The organism is Streptomyces sp. NPDC006798 (assembly GCF_040635975.1).
In the GTDB taxonomy this organism is placed as follows: Bacteria; Actinomycetota; Actinomycetes; order Streptomycetales; family Streptomycetaceae; genus Streptomyces.
The window spans coordinates 14,419-30,030 of sequence record NZ_JBEYIS010000048.1; the positions used below are offsets into that span (position 1 = coordinate 14,419).

17 protein-coding genes are annotated in these 15,612 nt (G+C 74.1%); 10 read left to right on the forward strand and 7 right to left on the reverse strand.

Annotation, left to right across the window (positions count from 1 at the left end; all coding sequences use genetic code 11):
* Positions 1 to 89: 89 nt before the first annotated feature.
* The 3 genes from ABZ714_RS27090 to ABZ714_RS27100 all read left to right on the forward strand — a co-directional run bounded on the left by ABZ714_RS27090 (position 90) and on the right by ABZ714_RS27100 (position 3,213).
* Positions 90 to 770 (forward strand): uracil-DNA glycosylase, encoded by a 681-nt coding sequence (locus ABZ714_RS27090; protein ID WP_358827955.1) that lies wholly within the window; start codon positions 90 to 92, stop codon positions 768 to 770.
* Positions 767 to 1,801 (forward strand): BadF/BadG/BcrA/BcrD ATPase family protein, encoded by a 1,035-nt coding sequence (locus tag ABZ714_RS27095; RefSeq protein WP_358827956.1) that lies wholly within the window; start codon positions 767 to 769, stop codon positions 1,799 to 1,801. The genes ABZ714_RS27090 and ABZ714_RS27095 overlap by 4 nt, the downstream gene beginning before the upstream one ends.
* A gap of 392 nt (positions 1,802 to 2,193) precedes the next feature.
* Entirely contained in the window at positions 2,194 to 3,213 is a 1,020-nt protein-coding gene (locus ABZ714_RS27100; RefSeq protein ID WP_358827957.1) for a hypothetical protein, read from the forward strand.
* Positions 3,214 to 3,312: 99 nt separating this feature from the next.
* On the opposite strand, the gene ABZ714_RS27105 is transcribed toward ABZ714_RS27100, so the two are convergent.
* Positions 3,313 to 4,374, reverse strand: coding sequence for a lactonase family protein (locus tag ABZ714_RS27105; protein ID WP_358827958.1), 1,062 nt, complete (start codon positions 4,372 to 4,374; stop codon positions 3,313 to 3,315).
* Between the two features lie 179 nt (positions 4,375 to 4,553).
* On the opposite strand from ABZ714_RS27105, the gene ABZ714_RS27110 reads away from it, so the two are divergent.
* A complete protein-coding gene (locus tag ABZ714_RS27110; RefSeq protein ID WP_358827959.1) occupies positions 4,554 to 5,237 on the forward strand; it encodes an HAD family phosphatase in 684 nt (227 codons plus the stop codon).
* Between the two features lie 90 nt (positions 5,238 to 5,327).
* On the opposite strand, the gene ABZ714_RS27115 is transcribed toward ABZ714_RS27110, so the two are convergent.
* From ABZ714_RS27115 to ABZ714_RS27125, 3 genes are all read right to left on the reverse strand, one after another.
* On the reverse strand, positions 5,328 to 6,131 hold the full coding sequence (locus tag ABZ714_RS27115; protein WP_358827960.1) for an SAM-dependent methyltransferase: 804 nt from the start codon (positions 6,129 to 6,131) through the stop codon (positions 5,328 to 5,330).
* Positions 6,132 to 6,383: 252 nt separating this feature from the next.
* Positions 6,384 to 6,614 (reverse strand): DUF397 domain-containing protein, encoded by a 231-nt coding sequence (locus ABZ714_RS27120; RefSeq protein ID WP_358827961.1) that lies wholly within the window; start codon positions 6,612 to 6,614, stop codon positions 6,384 to 6,386.
* Positions 6,611 to 7,480 carry a helix-turn-helix transcriptional regulator gene (locus tag ABZ714_RS27125; RefSeq protein ID WP_358827962.1) on the reverse strand — a complete coding sequence of 290 codons (870 nt, stop codon included), beginning with the start codon at positions 7,478 to 7,480 and terminating at the stop codon, positions 6,611 to 6,613. Before ABZ714_RS27125 ends, ABZ714_RS27120 begins: the two co-directional genes overlap by 4 nt.
* Before the next feature lie 345 nt (positions 7,481 to 7,825).
* On the opposite strand from ABZ714_RS27125, the gene ABZ714_RS27130 reads away from it, so the two are divergent.
* Entirely contained in the window at positions 7,826 to 8,269 is a 444-nt protein-coding gene (locus ABZ714_RS27130; RefSeq protein WP_358827963.1) for an ATP-binding protein, read from the forward strand.
* A 405-nt stretch (positions 8,270 to 8,674) separates the two neighbouring features.
* Positions 8,675 to 9,316 carry a CatB-related O-acetyltransferase gene (locus tag ABZ714_RS27135; protein ID WP_358827964.1) on the forward strand — a complete coding sequence of 214 codons (642 nt, stop codon included), beginning with the start codon at positions 8,675 to 8,677 and terminating at the stop codon, positions 9,314 to 9,316.
* A 459-nt stretch (positions 9,317 to 9,775) separates the two neighbouring features.
* On the opposite strand, the gene ABZ714_RS27140 is transcribed toward ABZ714_RS27135, so the two are convergent.
* The 3 genes from ABZ714_RS27140 to ABZ714_RS27150 form a co-directional block, all read right to left on the reverse strand.
* Complete coding sequence (locus ABZ714_RS27140; protein WP_358827965.1) at positions 9,776 to 10,732, reverse strand: M56 family metallopeptidase; 957 nt, start codon at positions 10,730 to 10,732, stop codon at positions 9,776 to 9,778.
* Positions 10,729 to 11,097, reverse strand: a complete 369-nt coding sequence (locus tag ABZ714_RS27145; protein WP_358827966.1) for a BlaI/MecI/CopY family transcriptional regulator — start codon at positions 11,095 to 11,097, stop codon at positions 10,729 to 10,731. The genes ABZ714_RS27140 and ABZ714_RS27145 overlap by 4 nt, the downstream gene beginning before the upstream one ends.
* 224 nt (positions 11,098 to 11,321) lie before the next feature.
* Complete coding sequence (locus ABZ714_RS27150; RefSeq protein ID WP_358827967.1) at positions 11,322 to 11,882, reverse strand: hypothetical protein; 561 nt, start codon at positions 11,880 to 11,882, stop codon at positions 11,322 to 11,324.
* A 132-nt stretch (positions 11,883 to 12,014) separates the two neighbouring features.
* Here ABZ714_RS27150 and ABZ714_RS27155 point away from each other — a divergent pair, with 132 nt between their 5' ends.
* From ABZ714_RS27155 to ABZ714_RS27170, 4 genes are all read left to right on the forward strand, one after another.
* Positions 12,015 to 12,488, forward strand: coding sequence for a hypothetical protein (locus tag ABZ714_RS27155; RefSeq protein WP_358827968.1), 474 nt, complete (start codon positions 12,015 to 12,017; stop codon positions 12,486 to 12,488).
* Between the two features lie 87 nt (positions 12,489 to 12,575).
* Positions 12,576 to 13,313, forward strand: a complete 738-nt coding sequence (locus tag ABZ714_RS27160) for a DUF305 domain-containing protein (protein WP_358827969.1) — start codon at positions 12,576 to 12,578, stop codon at positions 13,311 to 13,313.
* A gap of 99 nt (positions 13,314 to 13,412) precedes the next feature.
* Positions 13,413 to 14,285 (forward strand): F510_1955 family glycosylhydrolase, encoded by an 873-nt coding sequence (locus ABZ714_RS27165; RefSeq protein WP_358827970.1) that lies wholly within the window; start codon positions 13,413 to 13,415, stop codon positions 14,283 to 14,285.
* 252 nt (positions 14,286 to 14,537) lie between these two features.
* Entirely contained in the window at positions 14,538 to 15,530 is a 993-nt protein-coding gene (locus tag ABZ714_RS27170; RefSeq protein ID WP_358827971.1) for a hypothetical protein, read from the forward strand.
* The last annotated feature ends 82 nt before the right edge of the window (positions 15,531 to 15,612 follow it).

Genomic DNA, 15,612 nt, shown 5'->3' on the forward strand with positions numbered 1-15,612 from the left:
CGGGCCCGCCGGGACGGCTGTCGCGGGCCGAGGCCGTATCGGCACAAGACATGGGGACAGCCGTGATTCGACCAGTAGAGTGACGAACCGTGACTGCACGACGGCCTTTGAACGAAATTGTCGAACCGGGGTGGGCCAAGGCCCTGGAGCCGGTAGCGGGACGTATCGCCGAGATGGGGGACTTCCTCCGGACGGAGGTCGCCCAGGGGCGGACGTACCTCCCGGCGGGGGCGCATGTGCTCCGCGCCTTCCAGCAGCCCTTCGACGACGTACGCGTCCTGATCGTGGGTCAGGACCCCTATCCCACCCCGGGGCACGCGGTGGGGCTCAGCTTCTCGGTGGCACCCGATGTCCGGCCCGTACCGAAGAGTCTGGACAACATCTTCTGGGAGATGCACAAGGACCTCGGGCATCCCCGGCCGTCCAACGGCGATCTGACGCCCTGGGCCGATCAGGGTGTGCTGCTGCTCAACCGGTCGCTGACCACCGCCCCGCGCAAGCCCGCCGCGCATCGGGGCAAGGGCTGGGAGGAGGTCACCGGGCAGGCGATCCGGGCACTGGTGGAGCGGGGCAAACCGCTGGTCTCCATCCTGTGGGGCCGGGACGCGCGCGATCTGCGCCCGCTGCTCGGCTCGCTGCCCGCGATCGAGTCGGCGCATCCGTCGCCGATGTCGGCGGACCGGGGATTCTTCGGCTCCCGCCCGTTCAGCCGGGCCAATGAGCTGCTGGTGGAGCAGGGGGCGCGGCCCGTCGAGTGGCGGCTGCCGTGACCCCGGGGCCCGGGGATCTGGTCGTCGGGGTGGACTCCGGCGGCTCGGGGCTCCGGGTCGCCCTCGCCAGGGCCTCGGCGGACGGGCTCGGGCCGGCCGAAACGGTGGTCTCCCGCACCCCGGTGCGTACCGGGGACGCGGGTATCGACGCCGGGCATCTGCTGGAGCAGTTGCTGCCGATGGTCCGCGCGGCCCGGGACCGTACGGGCCCGGACGGTCCGGGTGGTGCGGGGCCGGTGGCGGCGCTGGCGGTCGGCGCGGCCGGAATGGGCACCCTGGGCGGGCGGTTGCGGGCCGAGCTGCCCGCCGCGCTCGCCGACGCCCTGGGGGTACGCCGGCTGGCGCTGGCGGCCGACGCGGTGACCGCCTACGCGGGGGCCCTGGGCCAGCGCCCCGGCACGGTGGTCGCCGCGGGGACCGGAATGATCGCGACCGGTACGGATCTGACGGCCTGGCGCCGGGCCGACGGCTGGGGCCATCTGCTGGGCGACTGCGGCGGCGGGGCGTGGCTCGGCCGCAAGGGCTTGGAGGCGGCCCTGCGGGCCCACGACGGACGGCGCGGCGGTTCACCGGCCCTGCTGGCGGCGGCGGAGCGGGTGTTCGGCCCCGTCGCGGGCCTGCCGGGGCGGCTCTACCCCCGCTCCGACCGGCCGGCGGTCCTGGCGTCCTTCGCCCCGGAGGTCGCCCGCCGCGCGGCGGAGGGCGACACCGTGGCGGAGGGCATCCTCGGGGAGGCGGCCCGTCATATCGCCGACGCGGCGGAGGCGGTCTGCCCCGGGGAGTCGGCCGGGGGCACGGACATCGCCCTGACCGGCGGCCTGTTCGGGATCGGCGACCTCCTGCTCGTACCGCTCCGTACGGAACTGACGGCCCGCCTCCCGCACGCCCGGGTGGTCCCGCCCGCGGGAGACCCCTTGTCCGGAGCCCTGCTCATCGCATCGGCCCTGGCCACGGATTCGCTACGGCTGCCGGCGGACCCGACGATGCTGTTCCTGACCGGCGACGGCCGCGAACCCGCGACCGGTCGGTAGGCGGCAGGAAGCCGGTGACGCCCCGGGCAGGGCAGGGGTTCCCCGCGGAGGCGGGGATGTTCCGTCGTCGCCCATCCCCTCGGGTTTCGCGATCGCGGGTTCCCCGCCGGCGCGGGGATGTTCGGGGATGTTCACGTTTTGCCTTGTCGCCGATGGCGCAGAGGGGGAATTCCCCGCGTTCGCGGGGATGTTCCCCGGCCCGGGATCCGGCTCGCCACCCCGCGCGCCGCGCTCCCGGCGTCGGCGGGGATCCGCTTCCGTGGTGCCTGCGCGGTGACAGAGCAGGCACCACGGACATCACCCGTCAAACTCATCGGATAAATACGGACAGATGACGTGTGATGCCCCCTCCCCGAACAGCCCCGGGGGTAAAACCAGTAGCATTCGGCGCCATGAGCTCCCCCACCGGGCCCGCCCCCGGCCTGCCTGTACGAATGCCGCGTCCCCGCCAGTCCGGTCGGCACCGCCGCCCGGAGCCCGTGGCGGCTCCCGAGGGCGCGCCCGCGCTGGTTCTCGCCGTTCCCGGCGCGCCCACACCCCTGATCAGGGGCCTGGCCGAAGAGATCATAAGCATCGCCCGTTCGGAACTCCCGGGCCTCGACGTCGGTATCGGCTACCTCGACGGCGACGCCCCCGAGGCGCCTCGCGCGCCGGCGGACGAGGTCCAGGCCGAGTACGCCGCCGGTGCGGGCGACGGCGCGGTCGGCGCTCCGGCCGACCCGGCCGGGGGTACCGGCGGGCCGAATCTGGAGAGTGTGCTCGCGCGGATCACCGCGCTCCGTACCGAGCGGTACGAGTTCGCCCGCGCGGCGGGCCGCGAGGTGGCGGAGCCCGAGGGTCCGGCGGCCGTCGTGGTGCCGCTGCTCGCCGGGCCGGACGCCGTCCTGATGGAGCGGATCCACCGGGCGGTCGCGGACAGCACCGCCCAGGTCGAGGTGTCCGATGTGCTCGGCCCGCACCCGCTGCTGGCCGAGGCCGTGCACGTACGGCTCTCGGAGGCGGGGCTCGCCCGGGCCGACCGGGCCCGGCTGTTCACCGTCGCGACGGCCGCCGACGGCATCGTGCTGGCGACCGTGGGCGGCGATGAGGCCGTCAGGGCCGCCGGGATCACCGGCATGCTGCTGGCCGCCCGGCTCGCCGTGCCCGTGATGGCCGCCGCGCTCGACCAGGAGGGTTCGGTCGCCGCGGTCGCCGATCAGCTGCGGGGCTCCGGTTCGACCCAGCTGGCGCTGGCGCCGTATCTGATCGGCCCCGAGCTGCCCGAGGGCCTGCTGGACGCGGCCGTGAAGGAGTCCGGCGCGCCCGCCGCCGAGGTGCTGGGCGCCTATCCGGCGATCGGCAAGCTGGTGCTGTCGCAGTACACGGGGACGCTCGGCATCACGCCCCAGCCGCAGGGCGCGCCCGTCCGCTGAGCCGGGGCGGGACGCGGACGCCGGTGGCCGGACGCCCGGCGCCGGTCTCGTGAGCGGCCCGGGCGGGCCCGGCCGCTCACGCGAGGAGCCGGGACCGGGTCAGGTTCCGGCGGGGGCGAAGACGACACACGAGGCCGCGGGGGCGGGCAGGGAGCCCGCCCGCCGCGGCACTCCCGTCTCCGGGTCCAGATCGAACCAGGTGACGTCGCCGGAGCGCTCGTTGGCGGCGTAGAGCCGTCGTCCGCCGGGGTCGAGGACCAGATCGCGCGGCCAGTGGCCGCCGCACGGCACGGTGGTGACCAGTTCGACCCGCTCGCGGTCGGGTCCGAGGGCGAGGACGGAGATGCTGTCGTGCCCCCGGTTGGCGACCCAGAGCCGGTCCCCGGCGGGGGCGACGACCACTTCGGAGGGGTACGAGGGCCCTTCGGCGTCCTCGGGCAGGACGGCGGTCTCGCCGACGGGTTGGAGGATCCCGGTCTCCGCGTCCCAGCGGCAGACGGTGAGGGTGGAGACCAGTTCGTTGAGGACGTAGGCATGGCTGCCCGCCGGGTGGAACGCCAGGTGGCGGGGGCCGGTACCGGGCCGCAGGGCGGCTTCGTGGTGCGGTACGAGTTCGCCCGCCCCGGGGTCGAGTACGGCGATCCGGACGGTGTCCGTACCGAGGTCGACGCCGAGGATCCAGCGGCCGGAGGGGTCCTGGACGACCTGATGGGCGTGGGGGCCCCGCTGCCGGTCGGGGTCGGGACCGGAGCCCTCGTACTGGAGTACGCCGGTCACCGCGCCGGGGACCCCGTCGTCGCCGAGCGGGAGCACGCTGACGCTGCCGGAGCCGTAGTTCGCGGTCAGCAGATGTCCGTCGACGACGGCCAGATGTGTGGGTCCGGCGCCGCAGACGGGTACCCGGGCGCCGAGCGGCCGGGGCTCGGCGCCCCGGATGTCGAAGGCGGCGACGGCACCCTCGGCGGTCTCGGAGACGGCGTACAGCACCGGGGTTCCGTCCTGTTCGCCGAGGGCGAGCCAGGACGGGTCGGCGACGGCGTCACCGGCCCCGGTCCGGGTGAGCGCACCGGTCGCCGCGTCGACGGAGACGGCGGTGACGCCCCCGCCGCCCGCCGAGGTGAAGGATCCGATGAACGCCCGTCCGGCCCTGCTGTCGCTCACGGCGATTCCTCCCGCACTGTGTGATCCGCCGACCGGCGAATGAACGTCGAATTCCGGGGCAGACGGTAGCAGCGGTCTAGACCAAGTGTCTGTATGTGCCGTCTCCTGTGACATGTGGGGCCGGTGATACGGAGGGGGTGATCGAGGCCGGGCCGACGGGCCCTGGCATGCTGGGGCCCATGAGCCATCCCCGTACCCCGGCGGTCCTCTTCGATCTCGACGGCACGCTGGTGGACAGCGAGCCCAATTACTACGAGGCCGGGCGCAGACTGCTGGCGGAGTACGGCGTCGCGGACTTCGGCTGGGAACGGCATACCGACTTCATCGGGATCGGCACCCGCGAGACCCTGACGGAGCTGCGTACGGAGTACCGGCTCGCGGCTCCCGTGGACGAGCTGCTGGCGGGCAAGAACCGGCACTATCTGGAGCTGGCCCGGACGTCGACGGCGGTCTTCCCGCAGATGGGGAAGTTCGTGGAGCTGCTGTACGCGCGCGGGGTGCCGATGGCGGTGGCCTCGGGCTCCTCACCGGCCATGATCGCTGCGGTGCTGGAGGGCACCGGCCTGGACCGGTACTTCCCCACGGTCGTCTCGGCCGAGGAGGTCCCGCTCGGCAAGCCCGCGCCGGACGTCTTCCTGGAGGCGGCCCGGCGACTGGGCGCGGCACCCGGCGACTGTGTCGTCCTGGAGGACGCGCCGCCCGGCGCCACCGCCGCCCGGGCGGCCGGGATGCGCTGTATCGCGATCCCGTACGTGGCGGCGACGGCGGACGATCCGGCGTTCGCGGCGGCGGATCTGCTGTACCCGGGCGGACAGGGGGAGTTCAGCGCCCGGGCCGCGTACGACTGGCTGTTCGGAAGCTGAGGCCCGCCCCGCGCGCTCGCGGGGCCGGGCCGGGCCGTACCCGCGCCGCGGTGCCCGGCAGCGCCGCCCCGCGCGCCCGCGGCGGTCGGGTCAGCGCTTGACCGCCGCGCAGACGTAGACCGGGGTCCCCCGGGTGTCGGCCGCGTCGGCCTCGGGTTCCAGGTCCCAGTCCTCCAGCGCCACCAGTCCGGGGTCCAGCAGTTCGAGGCCGTCGACCAGGGCGACGATCTCGTCCCGGGTCCGCATCCGGAGGACCATCCCGTTGGCCCGGTAGATGCGTTCGACGCCCGCGATGGTCGCCGGGTCGAAGTCCGCCGTCCCGTGCGAGAGCATCAGGGCACTGCCCGGGGCCAGCGGCTCCAGCAGGGTCCGCAGGATGCCCCGGGGGTCGGAGTCGTCGCCGACGAAGTGGAGCAGGGCGATCAGGGAGAGGGCGACCGGCTCGCGGAAGTCCAGCACCTCGCGCGCCCCGGCCAGCACCTTCGCCGGTTCGCGGACGTCGGCCTGGATGTACTCGGTCCGTCCGGCGGGCGTACCCCGCAGCAGCGCCTCGGCGTGGCGCAGGACGACGGGGTCGTAGTCCACGTACGCGATCCGGGCGTCCGGGACGATCTCCTGGACCACCTGGTGGAGATTGGGCCGGGTGGGGATGCCGGTACCGATGTCGAGGAACTGCCGGATGCCCCGGCGGGCCAGCAGCCGGGCGGCGCGGCGCATGAAGCCCCGGTTGCCGTGGGCGGCCTGCCGGCCGCCGGGGAGCAGCTTCAGTACCTGCTGGGCGGCTTCGGCGTCGACCGGGTAGTGGTCCTTGCCGCCGAGGATGTAGTCGTAGATGCGGGCCGAGTGGGCCTTGGCGGTGTCGATGACGACGGCGCCGTCCCCGGGGTCGGTCATGGTGAGGGTCCTCCGTTGGTCATTCCCGTACGCGTACTCGTGCTCACGCCCGTGCGCTGATGTCGGCGCGCCCGGGCGCGTGGTCGTGCCATCCGGGTGACGCGGCACGGGTCACCCGGATGTATGCCGTGTGGTCGGCTGTATGCCGTGTGGTCGGCCCCGGTGTCACCGGCGGCCGGTCCGGGAGCGCGGCGGCGCCGCGTCCGTACCCGCCGCTCCCGTCGGTCGCGCCGGGGCGGGGATGCCGTCCGGTCAGGAGAGCAGGAAGTCCGCCTCACCGGTCTTGGCGCCCCGGACCACTTCGGCGATGTCGTGCGCGGTGAAGATCAGGGCCGGTCCGTCGGGGTGCTGCGAGTGCCGGACCGCGACATGCCCGTTGCCCAGTTGCTTCACCTCCACGCAGTTGCCGCCGTTGCTGCCGCTCCAGGGCTTGGTCCAGGCCGCGGCTCCCAGCGTGAGGTCGGCGTGGCTGACGTGGCTCATGGGTCCAGCTCCTTGCGAATGACGTCGAGGAGGCGCAGGGTGTCCTTTCTCGACAGTGCGTATGTGCTCATCTGGTCGAGCGCTTCCCGGTACAGGGCGACCTCGACAGGGTCTTCGCTGTACGTCGCGCGGCTGAGGCTGTCGATGCCGACGACGTCCGGGAGTTCGGGGATCTCGAACCTGAAGACGCAGAACGGTCCGAATCCTCCGGGATGCAGTCCGGCGGAGAACGGCGCGATCTGGAGCGTGACGGAGGGCAGATCGGCCACCGCGAGCAGATGCTCGACCTGGTCCCGCATGATCGCGGAGGGCCCGACAGGACGGCGCAGAACCGTTTCATCGACCACCGCCCAGAAGTGCGGGGGCTCCGGATCGGTCCGGGTCAGCAGGGCCTGCCGCTCCCGGCGGAGCGCGATCTGGCGCTCGACCACCTCCGGGGCCGGGCGCGGCAGTCCGAGGCTGAGGACGCAGCGCGCGTACTCCGGGGTCTGGAAGAGCCCGGGGACGACATGGGGCTCGTAGGAACGGATCCGGGCGGCGCCGCTCTCCAGGCTGACATGGACGCCGAACCAGCTGGGCAGAACGTCACGGTAGCCCTGCCACCAGCCGGAGACATTGGCCTTCTCGGTCAGCTCCAGGAACTCGGCCGCCTCCGCGTCCCTGACCCCGTACAACTCCAGGAGAGCCTTGACCGTCAGCCATTTCAGGGTGACCTCGGCCCGCTCCATGCGGGTGATCGTGGTGTGGGACTGGCGCAGTCGTCCGCCTACGTCCTGGGCCGAGAGGCCCGCCGCCTGGCGCAGTTGCAGCAGCCGTCTGCCGAGCACCATCTGGAGCACCGTGGGCGCTGATCTCGGCTCACTCACGGCACTGGCCCCTTCCGAAAGCCGGGATCTTTCGATGCAGTGTGCCATGCCCTCAAGAGCCTGCACAGGACACCCACACGACAGTGCACTGTGCAGAGTGTTCTTGCCAACTTTCGTGACCGGGTCCATAGTTGGCGCAGTGACTCGGCTCACGCGGCAGACCGGCCGCCGGGCACGAGGCGCGGCGACGCCCCTGCCCTCGACCACGGCCGGGGTCGGGCTCCGAGCGGTCCCCTGCTCCCTTCGCGAGTGCGCGCGAAGACACCGCGACGACGGCACCCGGCGCCCGCCCGTTCCAGCTGGTCGCCGCACGGGCCGGGCGTGCCCCCACCGATAGGACTGCCCGTGACGATCGCCGCCGACATCCCTCCCCGGCGTCAGCCGGACGACAGCACCGTCAGCACGTGTTTGTTCGACCTCCCGGCGGAACAGCGCTCCGTCCCCATCGCCCGGCGTCTGACGGAGACGTATCTGGACAGCCGGACGCACTGCGACGAGGACGTCCGGCACTCGGTCACCTTGCTGATCAGCGAGTTGGCGACCAATGCGATCCGGCACACCAACGGAATCCAGTTCCGGTGCCTGGTCCGGCTGGAGCAGGGCGCGGTGCGGATAGAGGTGGAGGACCGGGGCGGTACGCACTCGGTGGTCAGGCCCCGCCGGGCGGCGGCCGACGACGAGTCGGGGCGGGGGCTACAGCTGGTGGAGTGCCTGTCGAAGGACTGGGGCATGCGGCGCCGGGCCCACGGGCCGGGGTCGGTCGTCTGGGCGGTGGTCGCCGCGCACTGAGGGGGCGCGGCCGGGGGCCGTGCCGGATCGGCAGAGGGCCGTGGCGGTGTCGTCCGCCGCGGCCCGTGGTGTGTCCGGACCGGAGGCGGCCTCGGGGGACTCGGGGACACGGCGCCCCGGAGTCCCGGAGTCCCGGAGGTGAAGCGTGTCGCCGCGCCAAGTCCGGCCCGCCGGACGCCCGGTGATATCGGGATGCCGTGGGGAGATGTCGTGTTCGAACCGTCGCCGGTTCGGGGGTACGGCATCTTCTCCGGGCCCCTCGCGAGCCGCCGTGAGCCATCAGCCGGATACCGCGGGCCGTCGGCCGCGCACCGCGAAACCAGATGTACCGCGCGACTACCGCCGGGCGATCATGGTCGGACATCCGACCGACGACACCCACGACCGACGACCGGCGAGGAACCCATGAATCTGCCTGCGGACCCGACGATCCTCCACCCGATGCCGGGCCGGCCCCGGGTGGTACTGCTCAAGCCCCTGGTGAAGTCGCCGCTGATCGAGGTCGGCACGTACTCCTACTACGACGACCCGGACGACCCGACCGCTTTCGAGACCCGGAACGTGCTCTATCACTACGGCCCGGAGAAGCTGGTCATCGGGAAGTTCTGCGCGCTCGCCACGGGCACACGGTTCCTGATGAACGGGGCCAACCACCGGATGGACGGCCCCTCGACCTTCCCCTTCCCCGCCCTGGGCGGCTCATGGTCCGAGCACATGGATCTGCTCACCGGGCTGCCCGGCCGGGGCGACACGGTCGTCGGCAACGACGTCTGGTTCGGCCACGGCGCGACCGTGATGCCCGGGGTGCGGATCGGCCACGGCGCGATCGTCGCCGCCGGTGCGGTCGTGACGGGCGACGTACCGGCGTACGGCATCGTCGGCGGCAACCCGGCCCGGCTGATCCGGACCCGCTACCCCGAGGCCGAGGCAGCCCGGCTGCTGGCGGTGGCCTGGTGGGACTGGCCGGTGGAGCACATCACCGAGCACATCCGGACCATCATGTCGGGCTCCGTGGCCGAACTGGAGGCCGTGGCACCGCGCGGATGACGCCCGCCCCCGGAGACGTACCGCTCGGGCGGGCCGTTTCCGGGGCGACGACGCGGCAGGGGTTGATACGGCAGGGACCGGACACCCCGGCCGCTATAGCGCTAAGTTGATTAGCGGTATGATCCGGGTGGCACTCGCCCCCGGAGCCCTCCCGGGCCGCACTGCCCCGTGTCCGGCCAACAGGAAGCGGGAGGGCTCCCGCGGCTGTGCGTCGGCCCCGGCGGAACGCGCGCCCCGCGCACTCCGCCGGGGCCGCCCGCCGCTCTCCCTCCGGACGCACCCCGGCCCGGGCGGCCGGCGGGGCCCGCGCCGGTGCCGCAGGGTGGGCCGCTCACCGGCACACGGCGCCCTGCGGTGCCGGTCCTTCGGGCGCCGGACATGAGCCGGGCGTACGGGAAACCGGTACGGAGAACGCCCGGCTCGGGTCCGGCTACCGGCCGCCCGCCGACGGGCCCGGTCTCAGCAGGCCACCAGCAGCGGCAGAAAAGGCGCCGTCACACAGGCGAGCAGGACACCGAGCCGGGTCGCCCGGCGCGGGCGGGCCTCGGGAGTGAGGATGCGGCGCAGCCGGATCAGCGCGCCCGACCCACCCGAACCACCGGAGCCACCCGAACCGCCGGAGCCACCGGCACCGCCCGGGCCACCGGCGCCGAGCGCGGAGCGGGGCGCCCGCCCGGCCGCGACCTCGCACATCGCGGTGGCCAGCGCGTCCCGGGAGTGGCCGCGCAGCGCCCGGTCGTCCGCGATCATCTCCAGCAGCAGGGCGGTCTGCTCCCGGGCGTGCCGGGCGAGCGGCAGCCCCGGGAAGGCTCGGGCGAACGCCTGCGCCGCGAGCCGCACCAGATGGTGCCGCCCCTCGATATGGGCCCGCTCATGGGCGAGTACGGCGCGCAGTTGCTCGTCCGTGAGGCGTTCCAGGGCGCCCCGGGTGACGACGATCCGGCGCTCCCGGCCCGGCAGGCAGTAGACGGCGGGTACGTCGTGATCGACGACGGTCGCCTCGTAGTCGGCGGCCTCGGTTCCGATGACGGCGAGCAGACCGGCGTGCCGCCGCCGCTCCCGGCCCGTCTGCCAGGCGGTGACGGCCAGCCATCCCAGGGGCAGCAGCACGATGGTGGCGGGCGCCACCAGCAGGGCGGCGTCCGCGGGTCCCGCCGGGGAATCGCCGGGCGGCGCGTCGGCGGCGACGCCGCAGACGCTGAGCAGACCCACGATGCCCTGGTGGACATGCTGTTCGGCGAGGAGCAGATGGTAGACGGCGAGGGCGGTGGCCACCACGAAGGTGACCGTCAGGCCCTGCCAGGCCAGGACCCCGGCGGTGGGTGCGCGATGGGTCCAGCGGGCCCCGGCGAGTACGTAGGGGACGGCGGCGCCGACCAGGACGGCGTAGGCCGCGAGACCGGCGCCCGTGATCACGAGCCGCTCCGCCGCTTGGCGGCCCGCAGCGCCGACCGCAGCGCCTGCACCTCGTCGGCGGAGATCTGTTCCACGAAGCTCAGCAGCACTCCGGCCGGGTCGGGGTTGCCGTCCAGCGCGTCCTGCATCCGGGCCGCCGTGTACTGCTGGCGGGTGCAGGTGGCGCGGTAGACCCAGGCCCGGCCTTCCTTCTCGCGCGCCAGCATGCCCTTGTTGTAGAGGATGTCGGCGACGGTCTTCACGGTGCTGTACGCGATCGGGCGCTTCCGGTTGAGATCGTCGCGGACCTCCCGGGCGGTGGCCGGACGCCCCCAGTTCCAGAGGCGGTCCATGATCTCCGCCTCCAGATCACCCAGCTGTCGCACGCCCGCTCCTCTCGTCGGCGGCCTCGACGCCCCCGCCCTCAGTGGCTGCTCATCGTAGTCGCCGGTCCGGCGGGGTCCGGCGGCCCGGCCCCGCCGTCCGCGCCTCCCGCCTCACCGTGATCCACGAGCACGGGGAGGCGCCGTAGGGCAGTCCGCCGCGGGCCGACCGCCCGCCACCCGTGGCCGCTCGCGCAGTTCTCCCGGCGCCCCTGAAACCCTCCCGCTCATCGCGGGCCACGCGGCGCCGGAGGGGCCGTGGAGCTGTCCGCCGTGGGCTGTTCGCGTGGTGCCTCGTGCTTCCCGGGGAGCTCCAGGGCGTCCGGTTCGCCGGTCGCGGGAGCGGGGACCGGGCAGGCGGAGGCGGTCCGCAGGCGCTTCACCAGGGCATGGGCCAGCAGGGCGACGGACGCCACGGCGAGCAGGGGCTGCGCGGGGGCCCAGTAGGACATCGCGCCGCTCATCCCGAGCGCCAGGACGACCAGCTTGTTGCAGACCGGGCAGCCGACGGCGAGTACCGAGAGCACCCCGGCGGCCAGCGCGCGGGCGCCGCGCGGCCGGTCCCGGCCGGTGGCCGGGCCGGCGCCGCCCGCGTACGTCCCGGCGAGCAGACCCATCAGGACGGAGCTGACGGCCCAGACCGGATAGTTCCACCAGAGCACGGGCGTCATCCGGCTGTAGAAGGCGGAGGGGACGACCCCGGTCGGCACCCCGATCAGGACCGCCGCGAGCACCGCGGCTCCGGCCGCCACCAGCCACTGCCGCGGGCTCCAGGACCTCAGGCTCATCGCTACTCCTCCACCGCTCGCCGACGCCGCTCATCGATATCACTCACCGATATCGGTGAAGCAGCTTAGTAGAGGGTGGGGTACGACAGCAGAGGGGACCGGCCTTGGGTATCGTCGAGTGCGGAGGTCACAGTGGTGCGGACGAGCGGGACGAGCAGAACGGCGGGCGCCTGGGCGCCACTGCTGCTGCTCGTGCTCGCGCTAGGCGTCTTCGCGATGCACACCGTGGGCCATCCCGAGGCCGACGCACCCGTCGCCACCGCGGGACCCGCCTACGGAGTGGCGGCCCCCGCCCCCGGGGACACCCCGGCCGGACACGGCGGCGGACCAGCGGCGGCGCTCGCCGATCCGGACCCGGACCGCTCGTCCGGCGGCCACGGCGGGCACGGGGACCCGGGGGATTCCGGCGCCGGTATGGCGATGGACATGCTCGCCCTCTGTGTCGCCGTCCTGGGGACGGCCCTGCTCGCCGCCCTGCTGCGGGCCGCGCTCGGCCGCCGCCCCGACTGGCTGGTACGGCTCCGTACCGGTGCCCTCCTCGTCACCCGCCGGGGCCCGCCGCCCCGCGCACCGGACCTCGCGTCCCTGTCGATCCTGCGGATCTAGATCCCGTCCGCCGCGGGCCGCTCCGGCGTGCCCGCGCGCCCCGGACGAACGATTCCACGGATCGCACAGACAGCACGAGGTTGTGACATGAAGGACTTCGCACACTCCGGCGCCGCCACGGCGGACGCCATCACCACCGACGCCACGGCCACCGGCAGCGGAGCCCCGCGCGGGCCGCGCCGCCGCGCCCCGCGCCGTACCGCCGTCGTCTCGGCCGTCGTCGCGGCGGGGCTGCTGCTCGCCGCCTGCGGCGGTGACGACGGCGACGACATGGCCGGGATGGACCACGGCAAGAAGGACTCCGCTTCGGCGTCCGCGGCACCCGGCGGGGGCGACAACCCGGCCCCGGGCGCGTTCAACGACACCGATGTGATGTTCGCGCAGATGATGATCCCGCACCACCAGCAGGCGCTGGAGATGTCGGCGCTGGCCGAAGGACGGGCGAAGGACGCCGACGTCATCCGGCTGGCGAAGGAGATCGCCGCCGCCCAGGACCCCGAGATCACCACGATGCGGGCCTGGCTGAAGGCCTGGGGCAAGCCCGAGTCGGCCACGGACCACGGTTCGCACGGCTCCGGCGGCGGGGCCGCGATGGACGGCATGATGACCGAGGAGCAGATGGCCGCCCTGAAGGCGGCGAAGGGCACGGACTTCGACCGTGAGTTCGCCCGGCTGATGATCGAGCACCACAAGGGCGCCATCACCATGGCCGAGGAGGAGCGGACCAAGGGCCGCAACGCGACGGCGAAGAAGCTCGCCGCCGAGGTCGTCAGGACCCAGCAGGCCGAGGTGGACACCTTCACGGCGATCCTGAAGCGGCTCTGAGCCGCCGGGCGGGGGTGGTGTGCCGTACCGCCCCGGTACGGCACACCACCCCCGCCCCCTCGCCGGACCCCCTCTCCCCCACCTTCTGATCAGGACCCCATGAACAAGCGCATCGCCACCCTGTCCGCCGCGACGGCCGCCCTCGTACTGACCCTCACCGCCTGCGGCGGCGACGGTGACGGCGACGGCTCCGAGGCCGCGTCCGGCGGCGCCGGTATCAGCCATATCCACGGCGTCGAGATCCATCCGAAGGACGGCAAGCTGTACGTCGCCACCCACAACGGCATCCACACCCCCGACGCCGAGGGCCGCCCGCGGCTGGTGGGCGACCGCGAGGACGACTTCATGGGCTTCACCCTCGGCCCGGACGGCGCCTTCCTCGCCAGCGGCCACCCCGCGCCCGGCCGGGACGCGCCCGCGAACCTCGGCCTCATCGAGAGCACCGACACCGGCCGCACCTGGAAGGACCGCTCCCTGGTCGGCGAGGTCGACTTCCACTCCCTCGACTACGCCCACGACACCGTCTACGGCTACGACAGCACCAACGGTCTGCTCCGGGTCAGCAAGAACGGCACCGACTGGGAGACGCGGAGCCCGCTGAAGGCCCTCGACATCGCGGTCGGCCCCACCGACCCCGACACCGTGCTCGCCACCACCGAGAAGGGGGTCTCCGTCAGCACGGACGGCGGAAAGACCTTCGCCGCCGGAACCGGGCCGGTGCTGGCCTTCCTCTCCTGGACCGCCGCCGACGCCCTGTACGGCATCGGGCCGGAGGGCGGGATCAGCGTCAGCGCCGACGGCGGAAGGAGCTGGCGGGCGACCGGCACCGCGCCCGGCGGATCGCCGCAGGCGCTGACCGCGGTCGACGCGCGGCGGCTGATCGCCGCGACCGGGGACGGCGTCTACGAGTCGAAGGACGGCGGGCGGACTTTCACCAAGCTGATGGACACCGGCCCGGGCGGCGGTCACTGAGCCGCGGCCGACTCGGTGCCGGGGTCCGGACCGGATCCGGACCCCCGCGCCCCCGCCGCGCGGTGAACGGCGCGGCTCCCCGAACGGCGGCGGCCGACGCGCCGCCGCCGGGCCCCGGCCCGCCCGTGTCCCGGCCGCCCCGGTACGGCACCGGGGCGGCCGGGGCGCTTCCCATGACCCGGGATGCGTCCCGTACCGGCCCGTCGTTGACTGGAGCCACCCCACCCGCGCGCCGCACCGACGGGAGGCCGTATGGACGCGCTCCCCCCGTCGCTGCTCCGTGCGGTGCTCGCCGATCCGGAGCATCTGCCGGAGCATCTGGCCCGGTTCGCCCTCCGGCACATGGGTCCCGCGGCCGACCGGTCGGTGGCCCGGGTCCGGGAGCGGAATCCGGACGCCGCCCCGGCCGAACTGCGCGCTCTGGTGGTGGCCCGGGGCAGGCGGAGCACGGTCGCCGAGGGCGCCTTCGTCGGCGGCCCCTTTCTGCTGCTGATCCCGGTGGCGTTCTGCGCGGCGCTGCTCAACCAGGCCCGTACGGTGCTCGAACTCGCCGGGCTCGACGGGCGCGACCCGACCTCACCCGAACGGGCCGCCGAGCTCCTCGTCCTGATGGGCGTCTATCCGGACACGGTCCGGGCCGGGGCCGCCCTCGACGCCCTCGGATCCTCCGACACCGGACGGGACACCGAGTCCGCCGAAAGCCCGCACCGGCCGCACCGTCTCCGGCGCCTCCGGCGCCTCCGCCGACCGGCCGCCGGGGCCGTCTGGGGCGTCACCCTGCGAATGGCCCGGCTGCTGGGGCTGCTGACCCCGCCCGGTACCCGCCGGGACGGCCCCGGCCGGGCCCGCGGGGCGGCCGCCACCACGGCCAACCTGCTGCTGCTGGCGGCCGTGATCGCGGTGGGCACCGTGGCGCCGCTGGTGTGGCTGCCGTACATGGCGCTCTCCTACCACCGGGCGACGGGCCGGCTCACGGACCGGGCGGCGCTCTACTACTTCCGGGAACCGGCCCCCCGGCCCGACCGTACGGTCCCCGGACTCGCCGGGGCGTCCGCCAGGGCCGCGGTCTCGCTGCTGGTCCCGGCGGTACTGACGGCCGTCGTCCTGGTGGTGGGCTGGCGGATCGAGCACGCCCGCTGGCCGGTGGTGACCATGGTCCTGGCCCTGTCGTCGGTCGGTACGGGACTGTGGTGGCGGGCCCGGCGCCGGGTCCGGGGAGGCCGGGCCGCCGCCGACGAGCCATGACCGACCGGGCGGAAGGCCGCCCGGAGACCCGTTTCCGTACGCCGCCCGTACCCGGCTCCCGGATACCCGGGTGATCCGGACC